Source organism: Oerskovia sp. Root22 (genome assembly GCF_001429135.1).
Classification (GTDB): Bacteria; Actinomycetota; Actinomycetes; order Actinomycetales; family Cellulomonadaceae; genus Oerskovia; species Oerskovia enterophila.
In genome coordinates this window covers 191,253-209,005 of record NZ_LMIL01000008.1, presented here as the reverse complement: position 1 = coordinate 209,005, position 17,753 = coordinate 191,253, and the positions used below count along the sequence as shown (strand labels likewise).

Annotated in this window: 15 protein-coding genes and 1 pseudogene; 7 read left to right on the top strand and 9 right to left on the bottom strand. The window is 72.6% G+C overall.

All coding sequences use genetic code 11. The features are described from left to right. Positions 1-76: 76 nt before the first annotated feature. The 3 genes from ASE15_RS09700 to ASE15_RS09690 all read right to left on the bottom strand — a co-directional run bounded on the left by ASE15_RS09700 (position 77) and on the right by ASE15_RS09690 (position 3,534). A complete protein-coding gene (locus ASE15_RS09700) occupies positions 77-1,018 on the bottom strand; it encodes a serine/threonine dehydratase (protein WP_235534336.1) in 942 nt (313 codons plus the stop codon). Positions 1,019-1,261: 243 nt separating this feature from the next. Beyond that, positions 1,262-1,948: a FadR/GntR family transcriptional regulator gene (locus tag ASE15_RS09695; RefSeq protein WP_056763063.1), complete on the bottom strand. Its 687-nt coding sequence runs from the start codon at positions 1,946-1,948 to the stop codon at positions 1,262-1,264. 95 nt (positions 1,949-2,043) lie between these two features. Continuing rightward, positions 2,044-3,534, bottom strand: a complete 1,491-nt coding sequence (locus tag ASE15_RS09690) for a hypothetical protein (RefSeq protein ID WP_056763062.1) — start codon at positions 3,532-3,534, stop codon at positions 2,044-2,046. 364 nt (positions 3,535-3,898) lie between these two features. On the opposite strand from ASE15_RS09690, the pseudogene ASE15_RS09685 reads away from it, so the two are divergent. The 3 genes and pseudogenes from ASE15_RS09685 to ASE15_RS09675 all read left to right on the top strand — a co-directional run. Continuing rightward, positions 3,899-4,648: pseudogene (locus ASE15_RS09685) on the top strand ((Fe-S)-binding protein); the annotation flags it as partial. Positions 4,649-4,860: 212 nt separating this feature from the next. After that, positions 4,861-6,465: a LutB/LldF family L-lactate oxidation iron-sulfur protein gene (locus ASE15_RS09680; RefSeq protein WP_082618347.1), complete on the top strand. Its 1,605-nt coding sequence runs from the start codon at positions 4,861-4,863 to the stop codon at positions 6,463-6,465. Beyond that, on the top strand, positions 6,462-7,127 hold the full coding sequence (locus ASE15_RS09675) for an LUD domain-containing protein (RefSeq protein ID WP_056763060.1): 666 nt from the start codon (positions 6,462-6,464) through the stop codon (positions 7,125-7,127). The genes ASE15_RS09680 and ASE15_RS09675 overlap by 4 nt, the downstream gene beginning before the upstream one ends. A 61-nt stretch (positions 7,128-7,188) precedes the next feature. Here the strand turns inward: ASE15_RS09675 and ASE15_RS09670 are convergent, their stop codons facing one another. The 4 genes from ASE15_RS09670 to ASE15_RS09655 form a co-directional block, all read right to left on the bottom strand. Further along, complete coding sequence (locus ASE15_RS09670) at positions 7,189-7,761, bottom strand: TetR/AcrR family transcriptional regulator (protein WP_056763059.1); 573 nt, start codon at positions 7,759-7,761, stop codon at positions 7,189-7,191. Then, positions 7,758-8,417 (bottom strand): sugar O-acetyltransferase, encoded by a 660-nt coding sequence (locus tag ASE15_RS09665; protein ID WP_200960539.1) that lies wholly within the window; start codon positions 8,415-8,417, stop codon positions 7,758-7,760. Before ASE15_RS09665 ends, ASE15_RS09670 begins: the two co-directional genes overlap by 4 nt. Positions 8,418-8,452: 35 nt before the next feature. Beyond that, complete coding sequence (locus tag ASE15_RS09660; protein ID WP_056763057.1) at positions 8,453-9,037, bottom strand: NUDIX hydrolase; 585 nt, start codon at positions 9,035-9,037, stop codon at positions 8,453-8,455. Positions 9,038-9,154: 117 nt separating this feature from the next. Beyond that, complete coding sequence (locus tag ASE15_RS09655) at positions 9,155-11,692, bottom strand: glycosyl hydrolase family 18 protein (RefSeq protein ID WP_200960538.1); 2,538 nt, start codon at positions 11,690-11,692, stop codon at positions 9,155-9,157. A gap of 275 nt (positions 11,693-11,967) precedes the next feature. Here ASE15_RS09655 and ASE15_RS09650 point away from each other — a divergent pair, with 275 nt between their 5' ends. Continuing rightward, positions 11,968-12,594 (top strand): uridine kinase, encoded by a 627-nt coding sequence (locus ASE15_RS09650; protein ID WP_056649507.1) that lies wholly within the window; start codon positions 11,968-11,970, stop codon positions 12,592-12,594. 204 nt (positions 12,595-12,798) lie between these two features. Here the strand turns inward: ASE15_RS09650 and ASE15_RS09645 are convergent, their stop codons facing one another. Together ASE15_RS09645 and ASE15_RS09640 are read right to left on the bottom strand one after the other, a co-directional pair. Beyond that, a complete protein-coding gene (locus ASE15_RS09645) occupies positions 12,799-14,334 on the bottom strand; it encodes an MFS transporter (protein ID WP_082618346.1) in 1,536 nt (511 codons plus the stop codon). 218 nt (positions 14,335-14,552) lie between these two features. Next, entirely contained in the window at positions 14,553-15,062 is a 510-nt protein-coding gene (locus ASE15_RS09640) for a hypothetical protein (protein ID WP_056763054.1), read from the bottom strand. A gap of 178 nt (positions 15,063-15,240) precedes the next feature. Here ASE15_RS09640 and ASE15_RS09635 point away from each other — a divergent pair, with 178 nt between their 5' ends. The 3 genes from ASE15_RS09635 to ASE15_RS09625 are packed head-to-tail and all read left to right on the top strand — an operon-like array spanning position 15,241 to position 17,642. Beyond that, positions 15,241-15,936, top strand: a complete 696-nt coding sequence (locus ASE15_RS09635) for a DUF998 domain-containing protein (RefSeq protein ID WP_082618345.1) — start codon at positions 15,241-15,243, stop codon at positions 15,934-15,936. 45 nt (positions 15,937-15,981) lie between these two features. Next, positions 15,982-16,353 carry a YciI family protein gene (locus tag ASE15_RS09630; RefSeq protein ID WP_056649501.1) on the top strand — a complete coding sequence of 124 codons (372 nt, stop codon included), beginning with the start codon at positions 15,982-15,984 and terminating at the stop codon, positions 16,351-16,353. 5 nt (positions 16,354-16,358) lie between these two features. Next, positions 16,359-17,642 carry an RNA polymerase sigma factor gene (locus ASE15_RS09625; protein WP_056763052.1) on the top strand — a complete coding sequence of 428 codons (1,284 nt, stop codon included), beginning with the start codon at positions 16,359-16,361 and terminating at the stop codon, positions 17,640-17,642. The last annotated feature ends 111 nt before the right edge of the window (positions 17,643-17,753 follow it).

Sequence of the window (17,753 nt, the reverse complement as noted above, 5' to 3'; positions counted from 1 at the left end):
AGCGAGGGGGCACGCCCGGAACGGAACAGGGCGGGCCTGCGGACGGCGGCCCGACGGAAGGCAGGCCGGGCAGCGATCAGCGCACGAGGTCCGAGGGGTCCGTGTTCGCCCCGCACAGCACGACCGCGACGGTCTCGCCCGGCTCGGGCACGTAGGCGCGCGACTCGAGCGCGGCGAGCGCCGCAGCGGCACCGTGCTCGACGACGAGCCGCCGCTCGTCCCACAGGTGCCGGCGCGCGGCGACGATCGCCTCGTCGGTGACCAGGACCGAGCGCACGCCGTCGCTCTGCGCGAGCGACAGTGCCATCTCGGAGGTGCGGCGGGCGCCGAGCGAGTCGGCCGCGACCGACGCGACGGGGACGTCGACGACCTCGCCCGCCGCGAGCGCGGCGTGCAGGGCCTGGGCCCCGCGGGGTTCGACCGCCACGACCCTGATCCCGTGCGGGTGCGCCGCAGCGGCCACGCCGCTGAACAACCCGCCGCCTCCGACCGCGACGACCACGGTGTCGACATCGATCCGCGCCGCGACGATCTCCTCGATCAGCGTGCCCGCCCCCGCCGCGATCAGCGGGTTGTCGTAGGCGTGCGACGCCAGGGCTCCCGTCTCGGCCGCGAAGCGCTGCGCGGCGTCGAGCGCCTCGGCGTACTCGGACCCCACCTGGTGGACCTCGGCGCCGAGCGTGCGCAGGCGCGCGACCTTGACCGCCGGCGCGGACTCGGGCACGAACACGGTCGCCCGGACCCCGTGGGCCCGCGCTGCCCACGCGTTCGCCATGCCAGCGTTCCCGCCCGACGCGATCACGATCCCGGCCTCGGGCAGCGTGCCCGCATCCAGGTGCGCACCCACGAAGTTCAGGGCACCCCGGGCCTTGAACGAGCCCGTGTGCTGCATGAGCTCGAGCGCGAAGACGCCCGTCGCGGCACCGAGGGCACCAGGGTCCATGGGCGCGAGCGCGACCGGCCGCACCTGCCCCGCGATGCGCTGGGCCGCGGCGAGGACGTCCAGGTGGTCGATGATCATGGGTCCTCCAGGACTGGTGGTGCGGCAAGAGGTCGAGCGCCGTCCACCGGGCAGGGCGAGCGAGCGCAGCCGGTGGGCTCAGGGGAACCCTACGTCGGGGGCTCCCCGGGCGGGGCGTCGTCGAGGTGGAGGGTCGTCACCGAGGTAGAGGGTCGGCGTCGAGACAGAGGGCCCCAGCCCTCTACCTCGACGGCAACCCTCTACCTCGCTGCCTGTGGGCCGCGGGCCGTGGGGCGCAGCTCACAACCCCGCCTCGCGGTAGAAGCCCTCGATGTGCTCGCGCACCGCGTCCGCAGCCCCGGCACCGTCGCCGCGCGCGACCGCGTCGAGGACCGCGCGGTGCTCGGCGCGCAGGCGCACCGCGGTGCGTGGCCAGTCCTCCAACCGCTCCGTGCCAGCCTCGACGTAGGACTCGATCGCGCCGCGCAGGCCCGTCATGACGGCCTCCACCAGGACGTTGCCCGCGAGCCGGACGAGGGCCACGTGGAACGCAGCGTCGAGCTCGCGGAAGCGGGCCGGGTCGAGCGAGGGATCGTCCATGGTGTCGAGCAGCGCGACGGCCTCGGACAGTCCCGCGCCGCCGGCGGTCGTGGCGGCCTGCCCGACCGCCCAGGTCTCCAGGAGCACCCGGGTCTCCACGACGTCGCGGACCACGAGCGTCCCGGACGCGACGTGCAGACGCACGGCCGCCCCCAGGCCCGCGGCGGGCCGGTCGATGACGGTGGCTCCGGCGTCGGGCCCTGAACCGACCGCGGTGCGGACGATGCCCATGGCCTCCAGGACGCGCAGCGCCTCACGGACCGAGGGGCGCGAGACGCCGAGCTCCTCGGCGAGCGCACGCTCGGCCGGGAGCCGTTCGCCGAGGCCCCAGCGGCCTGCGGCCAGGTCGGCCTCGATGCGGGCGAGGACGATCTCGTGGGTGCGCACGAGGTCAGCGTAGTGCCGTGGGGCGTCGGCAGGACGAGCACGGCAGCTCGGTCACGCTCGTCCTGACGACGCCCTGCGGGAGACCGGCTGGGGCGTCAGTTGGCGTCAGTCGGTGTCAGGCGCCCGCGCCGCAGGAGCAGGACGACCGTTCCGCCGACGACGAGCAGCGCCGCCGCGCCGACCGCCGTTCCGAGCGCGGTTCCCGTCGTGGCGAGCCGGTCGGGCTTCTGCGACTTCCGGGCCCCGTCGGTGGACGACGGGACCGACGCCGTGGAGGGCGCGCCGTCCGTCGTCGCGCCGGACGTCGAGGTGCCCGTCGACGAGCCAGTGCTCGACCCGTCGCCCGGTGCGTCGGCGGTCGGCTCGTCAGTCGGCTCGTCAGTCGGCTCGTCAGTCGGCTCGTCGGCCGGAGGCTCCGACGGCTCCGACGGCTCCGACGGCTCCGACGAGACCGTGACCGTCTCGCTGTCCTTGAACGGCGCCAGCTCCCACGTCGCGTAGATCTGGCAGTCCTCGCCGAGGGGAGTGCTCGTGACGTCGCTCTGATGGTAGGACGTGCCGTCCCCACCGCCGCGCGCCGTCAGCATGACGGATCCCTCGTCAGCGACGGCGTCGGCACACAGCCTGACCTCTGCGGGGTAGGTGGGGGCGTCGTGAATGACGAGGACGCCGTCCGTCGTGAGCTCCGCGTGCCCGGCGGACTCCTCGCACACCCGGACGGGCACGTCCGAGCTGATGGCGATGGGGCTCCCGAAGGCAGTGGTCCTGAGGTCCCACGAGATCTCCTGCCCGGCCAAGACCGTCGGGTTCGTCGCGGTCACGTCGACCCACTCGCGGCCCATGTCCGCGAGCCAGGCGATCTCCGCGTGGTCCAGTCCGAACATGTCGCAGTTGATCCCGTCGGTGACGCACCAGATCATCGACTGGAGCACGAGCCGCTCCGACACCGCCCCGTCAGCTCGGCCGACGAGGCCCAGGGGGGACGTGTAGCCGTCGCGGATCATCGTGTCGACAGCGGCGAGCTGCTGCTCGTTCAGACGTTGCGGTCTGGCCAGGGTGGGGAACGGGATCGGGACGTCCCCTTCCGCGAGCACACCACCCGGCAGCAGGTTGTTGCACGTGTTCAGCAGGGCGTCGGTGCAGAACGCCCACTCGGAGACCGGGCCGCCGGTCGCGGCGTCGTACCGGACGGCGCACAGCGGCGGGTGCGAGTCGGCGTCGGCCGTCCCGTCGACGTCGTAGAGCGGGACGAGCTGTCCCGCGTTGTACGCCTCCAGCCGCTCGCCGGAGACGAGCGTGAGGTCGGTGTAGTAGTCGGGCCCGGACCACCTCGGGTCGTGGTGCGTGGCGCCAGGGCACATGGCGGCAGAGAACTCGCCCACGGGGGACGCCGGAGCGTCGACCGTGGCGACCGGTGCGGTCGCCGCGAGCCCGTCGTCGGTAGTGGTGGCAGTGGTGGATGCCGCGGTGGCGACCGGTGCGGTCGCCGCGAGCCCTCCGGTCGCGGCGACGAGTGCGGTCAGTGCAGCGACGGCGCCGACGACGAGCCTCCGAGAACGCGGGGGTGTCGGTGTCGGGACAGGCATGACGAGATGAACCTCCAGCAACGAGAAGAGCGCGAGCCCGAGGATGGCGGGCTCGTCGACTCAGCCCACGGCGGGCCGGCAGTCCGCAGGATAAGAGGCCTTCCTGTGTGACGGAGGCCACGTGGCAGCATGCTCGGCTCCGCCCCGGCGTTCGGGGGGCCAGCCGCGTTCTGACACGCCGTCCGCATGTGGTCTGACCACATGCCCGCGATGGTCTACAGTGGCTCGGACATCGTGTGGTCAGACCACAGCCTGCTCGGCGCCGAGCAGGGGCCGGGAGGGCCGCGCGGTACCTCCGACGGGCACTCGCCGCCCGCCGGGACCAGACTGAATCCCACCGCCCCCTGCCCGGCTGGAGTCCCCAGTGCGCATCGCCCTCGCCGCCACCTGCATCGCCGACGCGATGTTCCCCCAGGCCCCCCGGGCCACCGTCCAGCTCCTCGAACGCCTCGGCCACGAGGTGTACTTCCCCGAGCAGCAGACGTGCTGCGGACAGATGCACGTCAACACGGGCTACTTCGACGAGGCGGTGCCCGTCATCAGGAACCACGTCGAGACCTTCGCTCCCGCGCTCGACGGCGAGTGGGACGCGATCGTCGTGCCGTCGGGCTCGTGCACCGGCTCGATCCGCCACCAGCAGGCCATGGTGTGCCGCCGCGCGGGGCAGGAGAAGCTGGGCGCGACTGCCGAGGCCCTCGCCGCCAAGACCTACGAGCTGTCCGAGCTGCTGGTCGACGTGCTCGGCGTGACCGACGTCGGCGCACACTTCCCGCACCGCGTCACCTACCACCCCACGTGCCACTCACTGCGCATGATCCGCGTGGGCGACAAGCCGCTCCAGCTCCTGCGGGCGGTCGACGGGATCGACCTCGTCGAGCTGCCCGGTGCCGAGAGCTGCTGCGGGTTCGGGGGGACGTTCGCGCTCAAGAACTCCGAGACGTCGACCGCGATGCTCAGCGACAAGATGTCGAACGTGAAGTCGACGGGCGCGGAGGTCGTCACGGCGGGCGACTACTCGTGCCTCATGCACATCGGCGGCGGGCTCTCGAAGCTGCGCTCCGGGGTCCGCACCATGCACCTCGCGGAGATCCTCGCCTCGACGCAGTCGGCTCCCACGCTCGTGGACCCCGATGCCGCGACGCCCGCGTCCTCGTCGCGGGGCGCCTCCGCCGAGGCCCCTGATCGGGGCGTGGATCCGTTGTCAGAAGCACACCGGGGTATCCCCCGGCCCAGCTCTGACAACTCGTCAGAGACAGATCCGTTGTCAGAAGCACACCGGGATATCCATCGCCCCAGCTCTGACAACTCGTCGGCGGGGGCCGCGCGATGAGCACCTTCCTCGGCTTCCCCACCCGGCGCGGCGCCAAGGCCCTGCCCGACGGCGGCACGCACCACGGCGCGCCCGGCACCAGCGCGGAGCCCGGCTGGGCCGACGACGTGCCCCACCCCGACGCCCCGCTGCGCTGGGGCGCGACGTTCCCCGAGGCCGCCAAGCAGGCGCTGGGCAACACTCAGTTGCGGCGCAACCTGGCCCACGCGACCTCGACCATCCGTGCCAAGCGAGCGGCGGTCGTCGGCGAGGTGCCCGACTGGGAGGAGCTGCGCGACGCGGGCTCGACCATCAAGGCCCACGTCATGAGCGACCTCCCGCACCTCCTCGAAGAGCTCGAGCGCAACGTGACCGCGCGCGGGGGCGTCGTGCACTGGGCCCGGGACGCCGCCGAGGCCAACCGGATCGTGACGGACCTGGTCAAGGCCACGGGCGAGACCGAGGTCGTCAAGGTCAAGTCGATGGTCACGCAGGAGATCGGCCTCAACGAGGCGCTCGCCGAGGAGGGCATCGCGGCGTTCGAGACCGACCTCGCCGAGCTCATCGTGCAGCTCGCGGACGACATGCCGTCCCACATCCTGGTGCCCGCGATCCACCGCAACCGCTCGGAGATCCGCGAGATCTTCCTCGAGCGCATGGGCGACGCACCGCCCGACCTGACCGACGCGCCGCGCGAGCTCGCCATGGCGGCCCGCGCGCACCTGCGCCGCAAGTTCCTCTCCGCGAAGGTCGCGATCAGCGGCGCGAACTTCGCCGTCGCGGACACGGGCACCCTCGCGGTCGTCGAGTCCGAGGGCAACGGCCGCATGTGCCTCACGCTCCCCGAGACCCTCATCACCGTCATGGGCATCGAGAAGCTCATCCCCACGTACCAGGACCTCGAGGTCTTCATGGCGCTCCTGCCCCGGTCCTCGACGGGCGAGCGCATGAACCCGTACACGTCGCTGTGGACGGGCGTCACACCGGGCGACGGCCCGCAGGAGTTCCACCTGGTCCTGCTCGACAACGGTCGCAGCAAGGCCCTGGCCGACGACGTGGGCCGCGCTGCCCTGCACTGCATCCGCTGCTCGGCGTGCCTCAACGTGTGCCCGGTCTACGAGCGCGTGGGCGGGCACGCGTACGGCTCGGTCTACCCGGGCCCGATCGGCGCGGTCCTCACGCCCCAGCTCACAGGGTCGACGGGGAGGTCCGACCCCAACAACTCGCTGCCGTACGCCTCGACGCTGTGCGGCGCGTGCTACGACGTGTGCCCCGTGAAGATCGACATCCCGTCGCTGCTCGTGCACCTGCGGGCGCGCGAGGTCGACCAGGACCGGGGCCGACCCACGGCCTGGGGCGCCGCCATGAAGGCCGCGTCGTTCGTCATGGCCACGCCCGGGCGGTTCGAGCTCGCCGAGAAGGCCGGCGGCGTGACCCGCGTCCTGGGCGGCAGCAAGGGCCGCATCACGTCGCTGCCGTTCCCGGGCTCGAAGTGGACCGACGCGCGCGACCTGCCCGTGCTCCCCCGGCAGAGCTTCCGCGAGTGGTGGGCTGACGAGCACGTCACCCCGGAGGCGCCGCCCTCCCCCGCTTCCCCCGAGACCACCGGAGACGTCCGATGAGCGCTCGCGACGACATCCTCGCCCGCGTGCGCGCGGCCGTCATCAACGACGGCGCGCACCTCGGTGACGCCGTGGCCGAGCAGGCGCCCGTCTCGCGCGGGTACCGGACCACGGGCGAGCACTCCCCCGGGTCCCCCGCAGCCATCGAGGTCCTCGTCGACCGGCTCGTCGACTACCGGGCGATCGTGCACCGGGCCGCGACCGAGGGGGACCTGGCCCGCACCGTGGGCGAGCTGCTCGCGGACGCTCGCTCCGTCGTCGTGCCCCCCGCGCTGCCCCCGGGCTGGACCGGCGGGCTCGGGGACGCGACCGCCGTCGTGCAGGACTCGCGCGAGGACCGCCGGACCGCGGCCGAGCTCGACCAGGTCGACGCCGTCCTGACCGCGTCCCGGCTGGCCGTCGCGGACACCGGGACGATCGTCCTGGACGGCGAGGACGACCAGGGGCGCCGGGCGATCACCCTGGTCCCCGACCTGCACGTGTGCGTGGTGCGGACCGAGCACGTCGTGCACTCGCTGCCCGAGGCCGTGACGATCCTCGCCGCGCACCCCACGCGCCCGCAGACGTGGATCTCGGGGCCGAGCGCCACGAGCGACATCGAGCTCTCGCGCGTCGAGGGCGTGCACGGGCCGCGCACGCTGCACGTGATCCTGCTGGGCTGAGCACACGCTCGCTACCGAGCATGCGGTCGGCCACCGCATGCTCGGCACCAGCGGCCGGCGCTCAGCCCACCTGGCGCCGCACCGCGCGGAGCACGCGCTCGGGGTCGAGCGGCCGGTCGAGCGGTCGGCCGTCGGGCCCCGTCGAGAGCGCCGCATGCAGCACGAGCCCTTCGAGGAGCGCGTCGACGTCGGGCGCGACCTCCGCGTCGACATGCCGCCGCAGGGCGGCCCGGCTCGCGGCCATCCACCGCTGGGTGACGGTGCGGAAGGCGGGCTTGCGTGCCGCGAGCACGTAGAGCTCGAGCGCGACGAGCAGGTCCCGTCGGTAGTTCCCCGACTCGTCGCACACGAGCCCGACGATCGCCTCGACCGGGTCCCCGCCCTCGGGGACGGTCGCCATGGCGGCCTCGAAGCGCGCAGCCGCCTGGACCGCGTGCCGTTCGAACGCGAGCCGCAGCAGCTCGTCGAGGTTCTCGAAGTGGTACGTCATGGATCCGAGCGGCACGTCGGCGGCCGCCGCGACCACGCGGTGCGTGGTGCCCGCGACACCGTGCTCGGCGATGACGTCGAGGGCCGCGTCGACGATCCGGGCCTTGCGGTCTGGATCGACGCGGCGCGGCGACGTCGAGGTCACGCGGGGTCGCGGCCGGAAGCGGCACCGGCGGTGCCGTCGGCCCCCTGGGTGCTCGCGGCGCTCTCGGCACCCTCGGCGTCGATGTGCCGCAGGACCCGCGCGGGGTTACCCACGGCCACGACGTTCGCGGGCAGGTCGCGCGTCACGACGGACCCGGCGCCCACCACGGTGTTCTCGCCGATCGTCACGCCCGGGCACACGGTCACGCCGCCGCCGAGCCACACGTTGTCGCCGATCGTGATGGGCTGGGCCCCTTCCCACTTGTCGCGGCGCGGGCCCGGCTCGATCGGGTGCGTGGGCGTCAGGAGCTGGACGCCCGGGCCGATCAGCACGTCGTCACCGATCGTGACGGGCGCGACGTCGAGGCACACGAGCCCGAAGTTCACGAACGTCCGCGCGCCGATCGTCGTCTGGTAGCCCAGGTCGCAGCGGAAGGGCGGGCGGATGTCGCTGTCCTCGCCGAACGCGCCGAGCAGCTCGGTCAGGACCTCGCGACGGGCTGCGCCCTCGGTGGGGTCCAGGGAGTTGAAACGGTGGCTGAGTGACATGGCGCGCTCGGAGTCGGCGGCGATCTGCGGGTCGTCGGCGAGGTAGAGGTCGCCGGCGAGCATGCGCTCGCGCATGGGGCGCTGGTCGGAAGGGTCCGGGAAGGTCATGTGTACAAGCGTACACATGGGCGCGGGGCGCCCCGTCAGGCGGAGGCCCGACGGCGGTGCGTCATCTCCTCGAGGACCGTCCGGAGCCGCACGGGGAAGTCCTCGGGCGTGTCGGGCGGGAGCCGGTCCACCCGGAACCACGCGACAGCCTCGCTCTCGTCGCTCACGACGGGCAGCGCCTCGAGGTCCGCGAACGCGACGTAGCCCACGTCCCAGTGGACCAGGCACGTACCGAAGCGGGAGGACAGCGCGTGCCGGTGCAGGTCCACGGGGGCGCCGTCGGGCTCGAAGGGCTCGAGGGACTCGATGCCGCTCTCCTCACGGGCCTCACGGAACGCCCCTGCCGCGAGGCTCCCGTCACCTGGCTCGACGTGCCCACCGACCTGGACCCAGAACTGCCCCTTGCGGTGGAAGCACAGCAGCACGTGCAGCAGGTCCGGGGTCAGCACGAAGCAGCTCCCGGTCAGGTGCTCGGCGCCACCGCGGAAGATCACGTCCCCCTGGCCCTGCTCGACGAACGCCACGTACTCCTCGCGCAGCGCGGCCTGCGCAGGGCTGAGCGGCGCCCAGGACCGGATCGAGTCGAGGGCGGTGGCGGCGAGGGCTTCGGCGGAGGTCACCCCGGAAGCCTACGACCGCCGGGACGCGCCGCGAGGTAGAGGGGTGCCGTCGAGGTAGAGGGCTCCAGCCCTCTACCTCGACGCAAACCCTCTACCTTCGACGCAGGCGTCAGGGGGTCAGCAGGCCCCCTCGTCCTTCCACGGGCCCCAGTCGCTGACCACGGGAGCGTTGCCCTGCGTCCAGTACCGGGCAGACCACCTGTGGCCCGCGTGCGTGACCTGCGCGCCACCGTTGTAGGCCGTCCCGGCGAGCCACGCGGCGGCCGAGCAACCTGCGCCACCGGTCGTCCCTCCCGTGCTCCCCCCGGGCGTCCCACCCGTCGTCCCGCCAGAGACCACGGGGTTCACGACCATGACGCCGCGCGGGTGGTCGTAGGTCGTGGCGTACGTGGTGGCCCCGATCGTCACGCGGACGTTCGAGATCTGCGCCATGGGCAGGCGCCACGACAGCTTGGTGGACGCCGAGCCGCCCGCCGGGATGCCCCCGGACGGGACCTTGAGCGTCGCCGAGTGCAGGTCCCCCTCGAGCCCGCCCACGTTGTTGCCGGTGTGGCCCGCGACCGTCGTGATGCCCCAGCCGTTCTGCTCGCCGATCGTCGCGGACGTGGTCGTCGCGAAGTCGAACGAGATCGTGGCTCCGGCCGGGATCGCGACCGAGGACCTGTTGGCGAACGTCACCCGCGGGTTGATCGGGTAGTTGTTGTCGCCGAGCGCGAACTCCGAGAACGACACCCCCAGGTCGATCGCCTCGGCGGGCGTCGCGGTCTTCGACTTGGCGGCGCCGTACGGTGCCGCGGTCGCGAACGTCGAGTGCATCCGCGTCACGAGGCTGTCACCCATGCCGTACTCGCCGCTCGCCGCGTCCAGGCCGTAGTCCCCGGCCAGCTCCCAGATCATCAGGCCGCCGTAGCCGCCCGCGACCACGTAGTCGGCCTTGGCCTGGATCGCCTGGTCGGAGTCTCCCGAGATGAACGACTTCGTCTGCGCGTTCCACCACCACTCGGTCTTGGTGACCGGGTCGAAGTGATGCTGGTAGGTCCCGGTCAGCGGACCGGTCGGCGCGCCGTACGCAGCCGCGTACGATCCCACCTTGCCGTTCTGCAGGTTGAGCATGTGCCAGATCGGGTTCCCTCCTGCGGGGATCTTCGCCCCGGCCTTGTCGACGTCGTACCAGACGTTGTCGATCCCGCCCGCCCCGTTGCCGCACTTGGACGTGCCGCCCAGCGAGGGCCCGGTGCCGGGCGGGCACTTGGTCTGGTCGGGCAGCGCGGCTTTGCCCCACAGTCCGTTGGTCCCACCCTGCACGTTGGTCCAGCCGCGCGTGTAGAACGGGACGCCGATGTTGATGCGCCCGGCCTGCACGGCTCCGCGGAAGTAGTGCGCGGCCCAGTCGGCGTTGAGGTACCCGATCCCGTCGTAGGCCCCGTACACCCCGGCGGCCGCGAGCTCGCCGTCCTTGCCGTCGTCGAACAGGGCACCGTTGCCGCCCACGAAGTCGTTCCACGTCCCGTGCAGGTCGTACGACATCACGTTGACGTAGTCGAGGTACGGCATGATCTGGAAGACCTCCATGCCCCGCAGGAGCCACCCCGAGGCGGGGGCCGCGATCGTCAGCATGTAGTACTCGCCGTCCTGCGCCGCGGCCTTGTCGAGGGCCTCGCGCGTGGTCTTCATGAGCTGCTCGTAGTTCTTCCAGAGCTGTCCGCGTCGGGCGTCGGCGATCGCGAAGTCGTCCGGGTTCCCGGCCTTGACGTTCGAGGTCGGGTACTCGTAGTCGATGTCGATCCCGTCGAACCCGTAGGTCCGCACCATCGCGACCGCGGAGGCCGCGAACGCGTCGTACTCGGCTTGGGTGTCCAGGGTGTAGAAGCCGCCCGAGGCGACCCTGTTCCCGTCGGCCCCGAGGTAGCCGCCCGTCTCGGCCCAGCCGCCGACCGACACGAGCGTCCGCACGCCGGGGTGCTGCTTCTTGAACTTGGTCAGCTGGTTGAAGTGCCCCTTGTAGGGGACGGTCGGGTCGAGCGCGTTCTCCGCCCCCGCGAACGTCAGGCCCGTCGCCTCGCTCGTCGCGGACTCGGCGTTCACCGAGATCTTCGAGTCCGGGCCGACGTGCGCGAACGCGTAGTTGATGTGCGACAGCTTGGTCCACGGGATGTCGCTCGCGAGGTAGGCCGGCGTCCCTCCCTCGCCCGTGCGCCACGAGGTGAAGTAGCCGATCACGCGCCGGTCCAGGCCGTTCGGCAGCTTCTCGCGGCCGGCCTCGTCGTACACGTCGCAGTAGGGCACGTCGACGGTCTTGTTGACGGCCAGCCCGTCAGGACGGCACTTCTCCTGGGGGTTCGTCGAGATGGGCGTGCCCGGGTCCCCGCCGGTGGGGTCCGTCCCGGTGGGGTCCGTCCCGGTGGGGTCCGTCCCGGTGGGGTCCGTCCCCGTCGGGTCGGTCCCCGTCGGGTCGACCGTCCCGCACGGCCCGACGACCTTCCAGGCCCCCCACTGCTGCGTCCCGGGGACCTCGCCCTGAGTCCACCACGACGCCTTGTAGTTCGAGCCGGCGTACGACGCGGTCGCGCCGCCCGTGTACACCGACGAGGCCGCCCAGGCGGGCGCGCACGCCTCGGCCGCGAGCGCTGCGGGCACCGGCACCGTCAGGGGCACTGCCACTGCTGCCGTGGCGGCGGCTGCTGCAAGCCATCGCCTCACGGACCGTCTGCTTCGTTGCATGATCGACCCTCCCCAGCACGGCTGCGGCACCGTTGCCGCAGCATCGTGTGCGGCCACGCTAGGGCGCGGGCCCGAGGCCTCACATCAGGGTCTGCCACACGATCGCTACGTACGTGGTTCCCGCACGAACCCAGGCGCCCGGGCGTACGTCTCACCGGCCCGACGGCGCCACGCACCAGGGTGCGTCCGCGGGCTGGGAGAATGGTCGGGTGACGAACGGCCTCTTCGACCTGCCCGAGGGCACGCGTGTCCCACCCCGACGGATCGTCCTGCTGACGGGTCCGTCGGGCTCGGGCAAGACGTCGTTGACCCGACGACTGGGGCTCCCGGTCGTCGCGCTCGACGACTTCTACCACGACGTCGACCACCCGGACATGCCGCACCGGTTCGGCATCGTCGACTGGGACTCGCCCGGGAGCTGGGACGCGGCCGGTGCGCTCGACGCGCTGCTCTCGCTCGCCACGACGGGCCACTCGGACGTCCCGGTCTACGACATCCCGACCTCGCGCCGCACGGGCACGACCCACCTCGACGTCACGGGCTCGCGCATCGTCATCGCCGAGGGGATCTTCGCGGCCGAGCTCGTCGAGGCCTGCCGGGCCGAGGGCATCCTGGCCGACGCGATCTGCCTGCGACGCCCACGCGTCATGACGTTCTGGTTCCGGCTCCTGCGCGACCTCGGGGAGTCGCGCAAGCCCCCGCTCACGCTGCTGCGCCGCGGCTGGGGGCTGCTGCGCGACGAGCCGCGGCTCGTCCAGGGCTGGGTCGACAAGGGCTGCCGGACCGCGTCGCCCGGGCAGGCCGAGAGGGACGTCCGCGCGCTCCTCGCGGGCTGACCCGAGCTCCGCGAGAGGCGCCACGACCGCCCGGGGGCGCGCGACGCCGTCGGGCACCGGACGCCCCGTACGACGCGACCGCACGGGGCGCGTGCTGCCGGAAGGGGACGGAGACCCGACACGAAGGCCGCCCGACGACGCGCGTGGCGTCAGCGGGCGGCCTGGACGTGCTCCGGAACCGCGTCCCCGGCTCCGGGGACGCGGTCAGCCCAGGTGCACGGCGACCTGGTCGCCCTGCGGCAGGAGCTGTTCCTTGGGACCGCGGATCAGCACCGCGGCGATGACGGCGCCCACGACCAGGGTGACGGCCGTCGCGACGAACGCCGCCGAGTAGCCGTCGACGAACGCGGCGAGCTGCGACGCCTCGTCCGTCACGACCGCCCCCGCGACGACGCCCGCGTAGATGGTCGTGAAGACCGAGAGGCCGATCGAGCCGCCGATCTGCATCGAGGCGTTGACGGTCGCGCTCGCGGCGCCCGCGTCGTGCGCCTCGACGCCCGAGAGGGCCACGTTCTGGAGCGGGACCAGGACCATCGCCATGCCCACGCCCAGCACGATCAGGGCGGGCAGGATCTCGACCGCGTACGACCCGCCGACCGTGATGCGGCTCAGGTAGAGCAGCGCAGCGGCCGCGACCAGGGGCCCGCCGATCATGAGCGGACGGGGGCCGAAGCGCGGGAGGAGCTGGGTGATCACGGGGGCCAGGACGAGCGTCATGATCGTCATGGGCAGGGTGCCCAGGCCCGCGTGCAGGGGCGAGAGGCCCAGCACGATCTGCAGGTGGAGGGCGAGGTACAGCAGCGCACCGATCATGAGCGCACCGAAGATGGCCTGCAGCAGGAACGCGCCAGCCCGGACCTTGTTCGTGAGCACACGCAGCGGGAGGAGCGGCTGCGCGACGCGGGACTCGATCCAGACGAACAGCGCGATGAGCACGACGCCGGCGGCCAGGCACCCGATGGTCTCGGGCGCGACCCAGCTGTGCTCGGCGAGCGTGAAGCCGTAGACGAGCGAACCGAGCCCGAGGACCACCACGACCGTGCCCAGCACGTCGTACTTGTTGTCCCCCTCGGCCTTGCTCTCACGGATCAGGAGCGCCCCCGCGACGAGCGCGACCACGACGACCGGGACGTTGACCCACAGGCACCAGCGCCAGTCCGCGAACTCGGTGAGCGCGCCACCGAGGACCAGGCCGACCGCGGCCCCGACACCCGCGACCGAACCGAACACGGCGAACGCCGTGTTGCGGTCCTTGCCGCGTGGGAAGGACACCGTGAGCAGCGCGAGGGCCGCGGGGGCGAGCAGCGCTGCGAAGACCCCCTGGAGACCACGCATCGCGATGAGCTCGGTGCCGTTGCGCGCGAGGCCCGCGAGCAACGACGCGACGCCGAAGCCGACCATCCCCAGCAGGTAGGTGCGCTTGCGCCCCCAGTAGTCCGCGATGCGCCCGCCGAGCAGCAGGAGAGCCCCGAACGCGAGCGCGTAGGCCGTGACGACCCACTGGCGCTGGGTGTCCGTGAGGCCGAGCTCGAGCTGGGCCTGCGGGAGGGCGATGTTCACGATCGTCCCGTCGAGCACCACGAGCAGCTGCGTGAGCGCGAGGATGAGCAGGATCCACCAGCGACGAGGCCCCGACGCGCCGGGCGCGTCGTGCTCGGCCGACGCCGAACCATGGGGCTCGGCCGAGGGAGGGACCACCTGGGCCGAGGGCGCAGTGGTGGAGGGAGGAGAAGCGGGCATGACCGACCTTCGGGGACGCAGCGGGGATCGTGGGGTTTCCAGCCCGGATCGAGACGTGTCCGCGAGGTACCTGCAGACCGTTCGACCGCCCCAACTTCGAAGTCGGACAGACGGACCATCTTAACGTGTCAGCACGTCAGGAAGCGGTGTGAGTTCCCCCACGAGGATTCGCCGCCGACGTCCGCGCGACCACCACCGCGGCCGCGCGGACGCGGATGTCAGCGCCGGGTCATCGTCGACGGATAGCCGCCTCCGTCCGGATAGACCCACTCGCCGACGACCACCCGGTCGGCGGCGTCGAAGGTCCCCTCGAAGAACGCGGGGCTGCCCTTGACCCCTGCCCAGATGGTCAGGGTGTCGCCGGTGATGTCGTACACGTAGTCGAGCGTGTTGCCGAGGGAGTCGTAGAAGCGGGACACGACGTCCTCACCGACGGGCTCGCCGAACGGGTGGAGGTTGCCGATCACCTCGAGTCCCTTGATCTCCTGCCCGAACTGGTCGAGCCGCACGCGCTGGAGGAGGAAGTACCCACCCTCCATCCACTCGTACGTGACCTCGCCCTCGGCGCCGCCGGTCACACGCCAGGTCCCGACGAGTCGTTCCAGGGCGCGGAGCCCTGCGCTGGGCGGCGCCTGGCCGTCGAGCCCGTAGGCGTCGACTTCCGCTGATCCGGTCGGGACGGTCGCGCTCGCGCCCGTCGTCTCGGCGGGGGTGCTCGTGCTGTCCATGGTCGTTCTCCTTCGTCTCGGCGCCACGTCCGGTCGGCCGCAGTCGTGGAGACCTCGTCACGCCTCCGTACGCCTCGACATCCAGAGACTGTGATGCACGTCACACTCCAGGGGTGTCAAGGCCCGGGCTGCGGTCACGAGGTAGCCGTGAACCGCCCCGCCACCGAAGGAGAACGTCATGTCACGGCAGATCCCGCTCCCACCGTCCCCGAAGCCACCGACGCTCGGCGCCGACCGCACGCAGACGGCGGCGGCGGTCCGTTCGAGCACCCGACGCCTGCTGGTCGCGGCCGCGGCCGCGGGTCCGCTCTTCGTCGTCTCCGCGGGCGTGCAGTCCGTCGCCCGGGAGGGCTTCGACCTGCGGGTCCACCCGCTCAGCCAGCTCTCCACCGGAGACCTCGGCTGGGTCCAGATCCTCACCTTCGCCCTGACCGGCCTCGGGCTCCTCGCCCTGGCGGTGACGCACCGACGGATCGTCACCGAAGGAGTCGGACGGCGCGCCGTCCCCGTGCTGCTGGGGATCGCCGGGGTCGGCTTCGTGCTCGCGGGGGTCTTCGTCATGGACCCGGAGAACGGCTTTCCCGTCGGTACGCCCGACGGACCGGCGGACTCGATGTCGTGGCACGGCGTCGCCCACTCGGTGGCCGCCGCCGTCGCCTTCACCGCGCTCGCCGCTGCGGCCGTGGTCCTCACGGTCCGTGCGGTGCGTGCCCGTCAGGTGTCGGCTGCGATCGGCCACGGGATCGTGGGCCTCGCGCTGCTCGTACCCGTCTCGCCCGAGACCGCGAGCCTCCAGGTCGCGGCCAACGGGCTGATCGCCTTCACCTGGACCACGGCCCTCGCCCTGCGGCTGCGGACCCGTGCCCTCGGCTGAGAGTCTGGTCTCGAGCCGACCAGCGAACCTTCGAAGGAGAACCACGTGAAGTACCTGTTGCTCGGATACACCCCGACCGCCGCATGGGACGCCGGCTCCGCCGACACGCCGTCCGACGAGGCCCTCGCGGCCTTCGCGGCCTACCAGGAGTTCGAGGCGGAGCTTCGCCGGACCGGAGAGTTCGTGTCGAGCGAGGGCCTGGGCCATCCCGCGATGAGCACGACGGTGCGCCGCACCGACTCCGGCGTCGTCGCGACCGACGGCCCGTTCGCCGAGCTCAAAGAGGTCCTCGCAAGCTTTGCCGTCATCGACTGCGCGAGCCACGAGCGGGCCGTCGAGGTCGTCAGCCGCATGGTCGCGGTCCTGGGCGAGCCCATGGAGATCCGACCGATCATGGGCGACGACTTCGCGGCCTGACGCCCATGACGCCCTCACCAGAGGTGGACCCGCGGGTGGACCCGAGCATCGAGGGCCTGCTGCGCTCCGAGGCACCTCAGGTCCTCGGTGCGCTCGTGCGCCGGTTCAGCCGGTTCGACGTCGCCGAGGACGCCGTCCAGGAAGCGCTGCTCGTCGCGAGCACCCGGTGGCCCGTCGAGGGCGTTCCGGTCGAGCCCAGGTCCTGGCTCGTGCGGGTGGCGTACCGCAGGATGATCGACCTCCTGCGTTCCGAGCAGGCGCGCCATCGCCGCGAGCGGACGGTCGGGGAAGCAGCGCTCGCGGAGCAGGCGTCGGGCCGCGAGGTGATCGACGACGACGACAGCCTCACCCTGCTGCTCCTGTGCGCCCACCCGTCCCTCAGCCCGACCTCGCAGGTCGCGCTGACGCTCCGCGCCGTGGGTGGCCTGACGACGGCGGAGGTCGCCCATGCCTACGGCGTGAGCGAGGCGACCATGGGGACGCGGGTCAGTCGTGCGAAGCAGCAGCTCCGCCGGGAAGGGACCCGCTTCGTCCCCACCACCTCGGCCGACCGCGACGCACGCCTCGCCTCCGTGCTGCGGGTGCTGTATCTCGTGTTCAACGAGGGCTACACGGCCTCCTCCGGGACGAGCCTCGGCCGTGTCGACCTCTCCCACGAGGCCATCCGGCTCACCCGGCTCGCCCGGTCCCACAGCACCCAGGACCCCGAGGTCGCCGGGCTCCTCGCCCTCATGCTCCTCACCGAGGCGCGACGTGACGCCCGGACCGACGCCTACGACCACCTGGTGCCCCTCGAGGACCAGGACCGGTCGCGCTGGGACCAGCGGATGATCGAGGAGGGCCGCGCGATCATCGATGCCGTGTGGCCGCTCCGGACCGTCGGGCCGTACCAGGTGCAAGCCGCGATCGCCGCCGTCCACGCCACGTCGACGAGCGACGCCGACACCGACTGGCCGCAGATCGCCGCGCTCTACCTCTGGCTCGAGCGCCTCGCACCGACCGGCCCGGTCCGCCTGTCGCGCGTCGTGGCCGTCGCGCGGGCATTCGGCCCGCAGCGCGGGCTCGACCTGCTCGGCGCGCTCGACCGCGAGCACGGGCTCGCCGACGACCCCCTCGCAGGCGCGCGAGAGCCCGCGGTACGCGCCCACCTGCTCGACGACCTGGGCCGCCATGCCGACGCGGCCGTCGCCTTCCGCTCGGCAGTGGCCCGCACGCAGAACACGGTGGAACAGGACTACCTGCTCGACCGGGCGCGCACCAGCACGGCGCGAGAGTCCAGCACGCGCTGACGGCACGCGTGCCCGTGATCGACCTCCTGCCCGAGCGCGGTCCCCGCGAGGGACGCTGCCTGCCGCAGGGTGAGCGGCGCCGTCGGGCCTCCCCGTCCCCCGGCCGGTCCG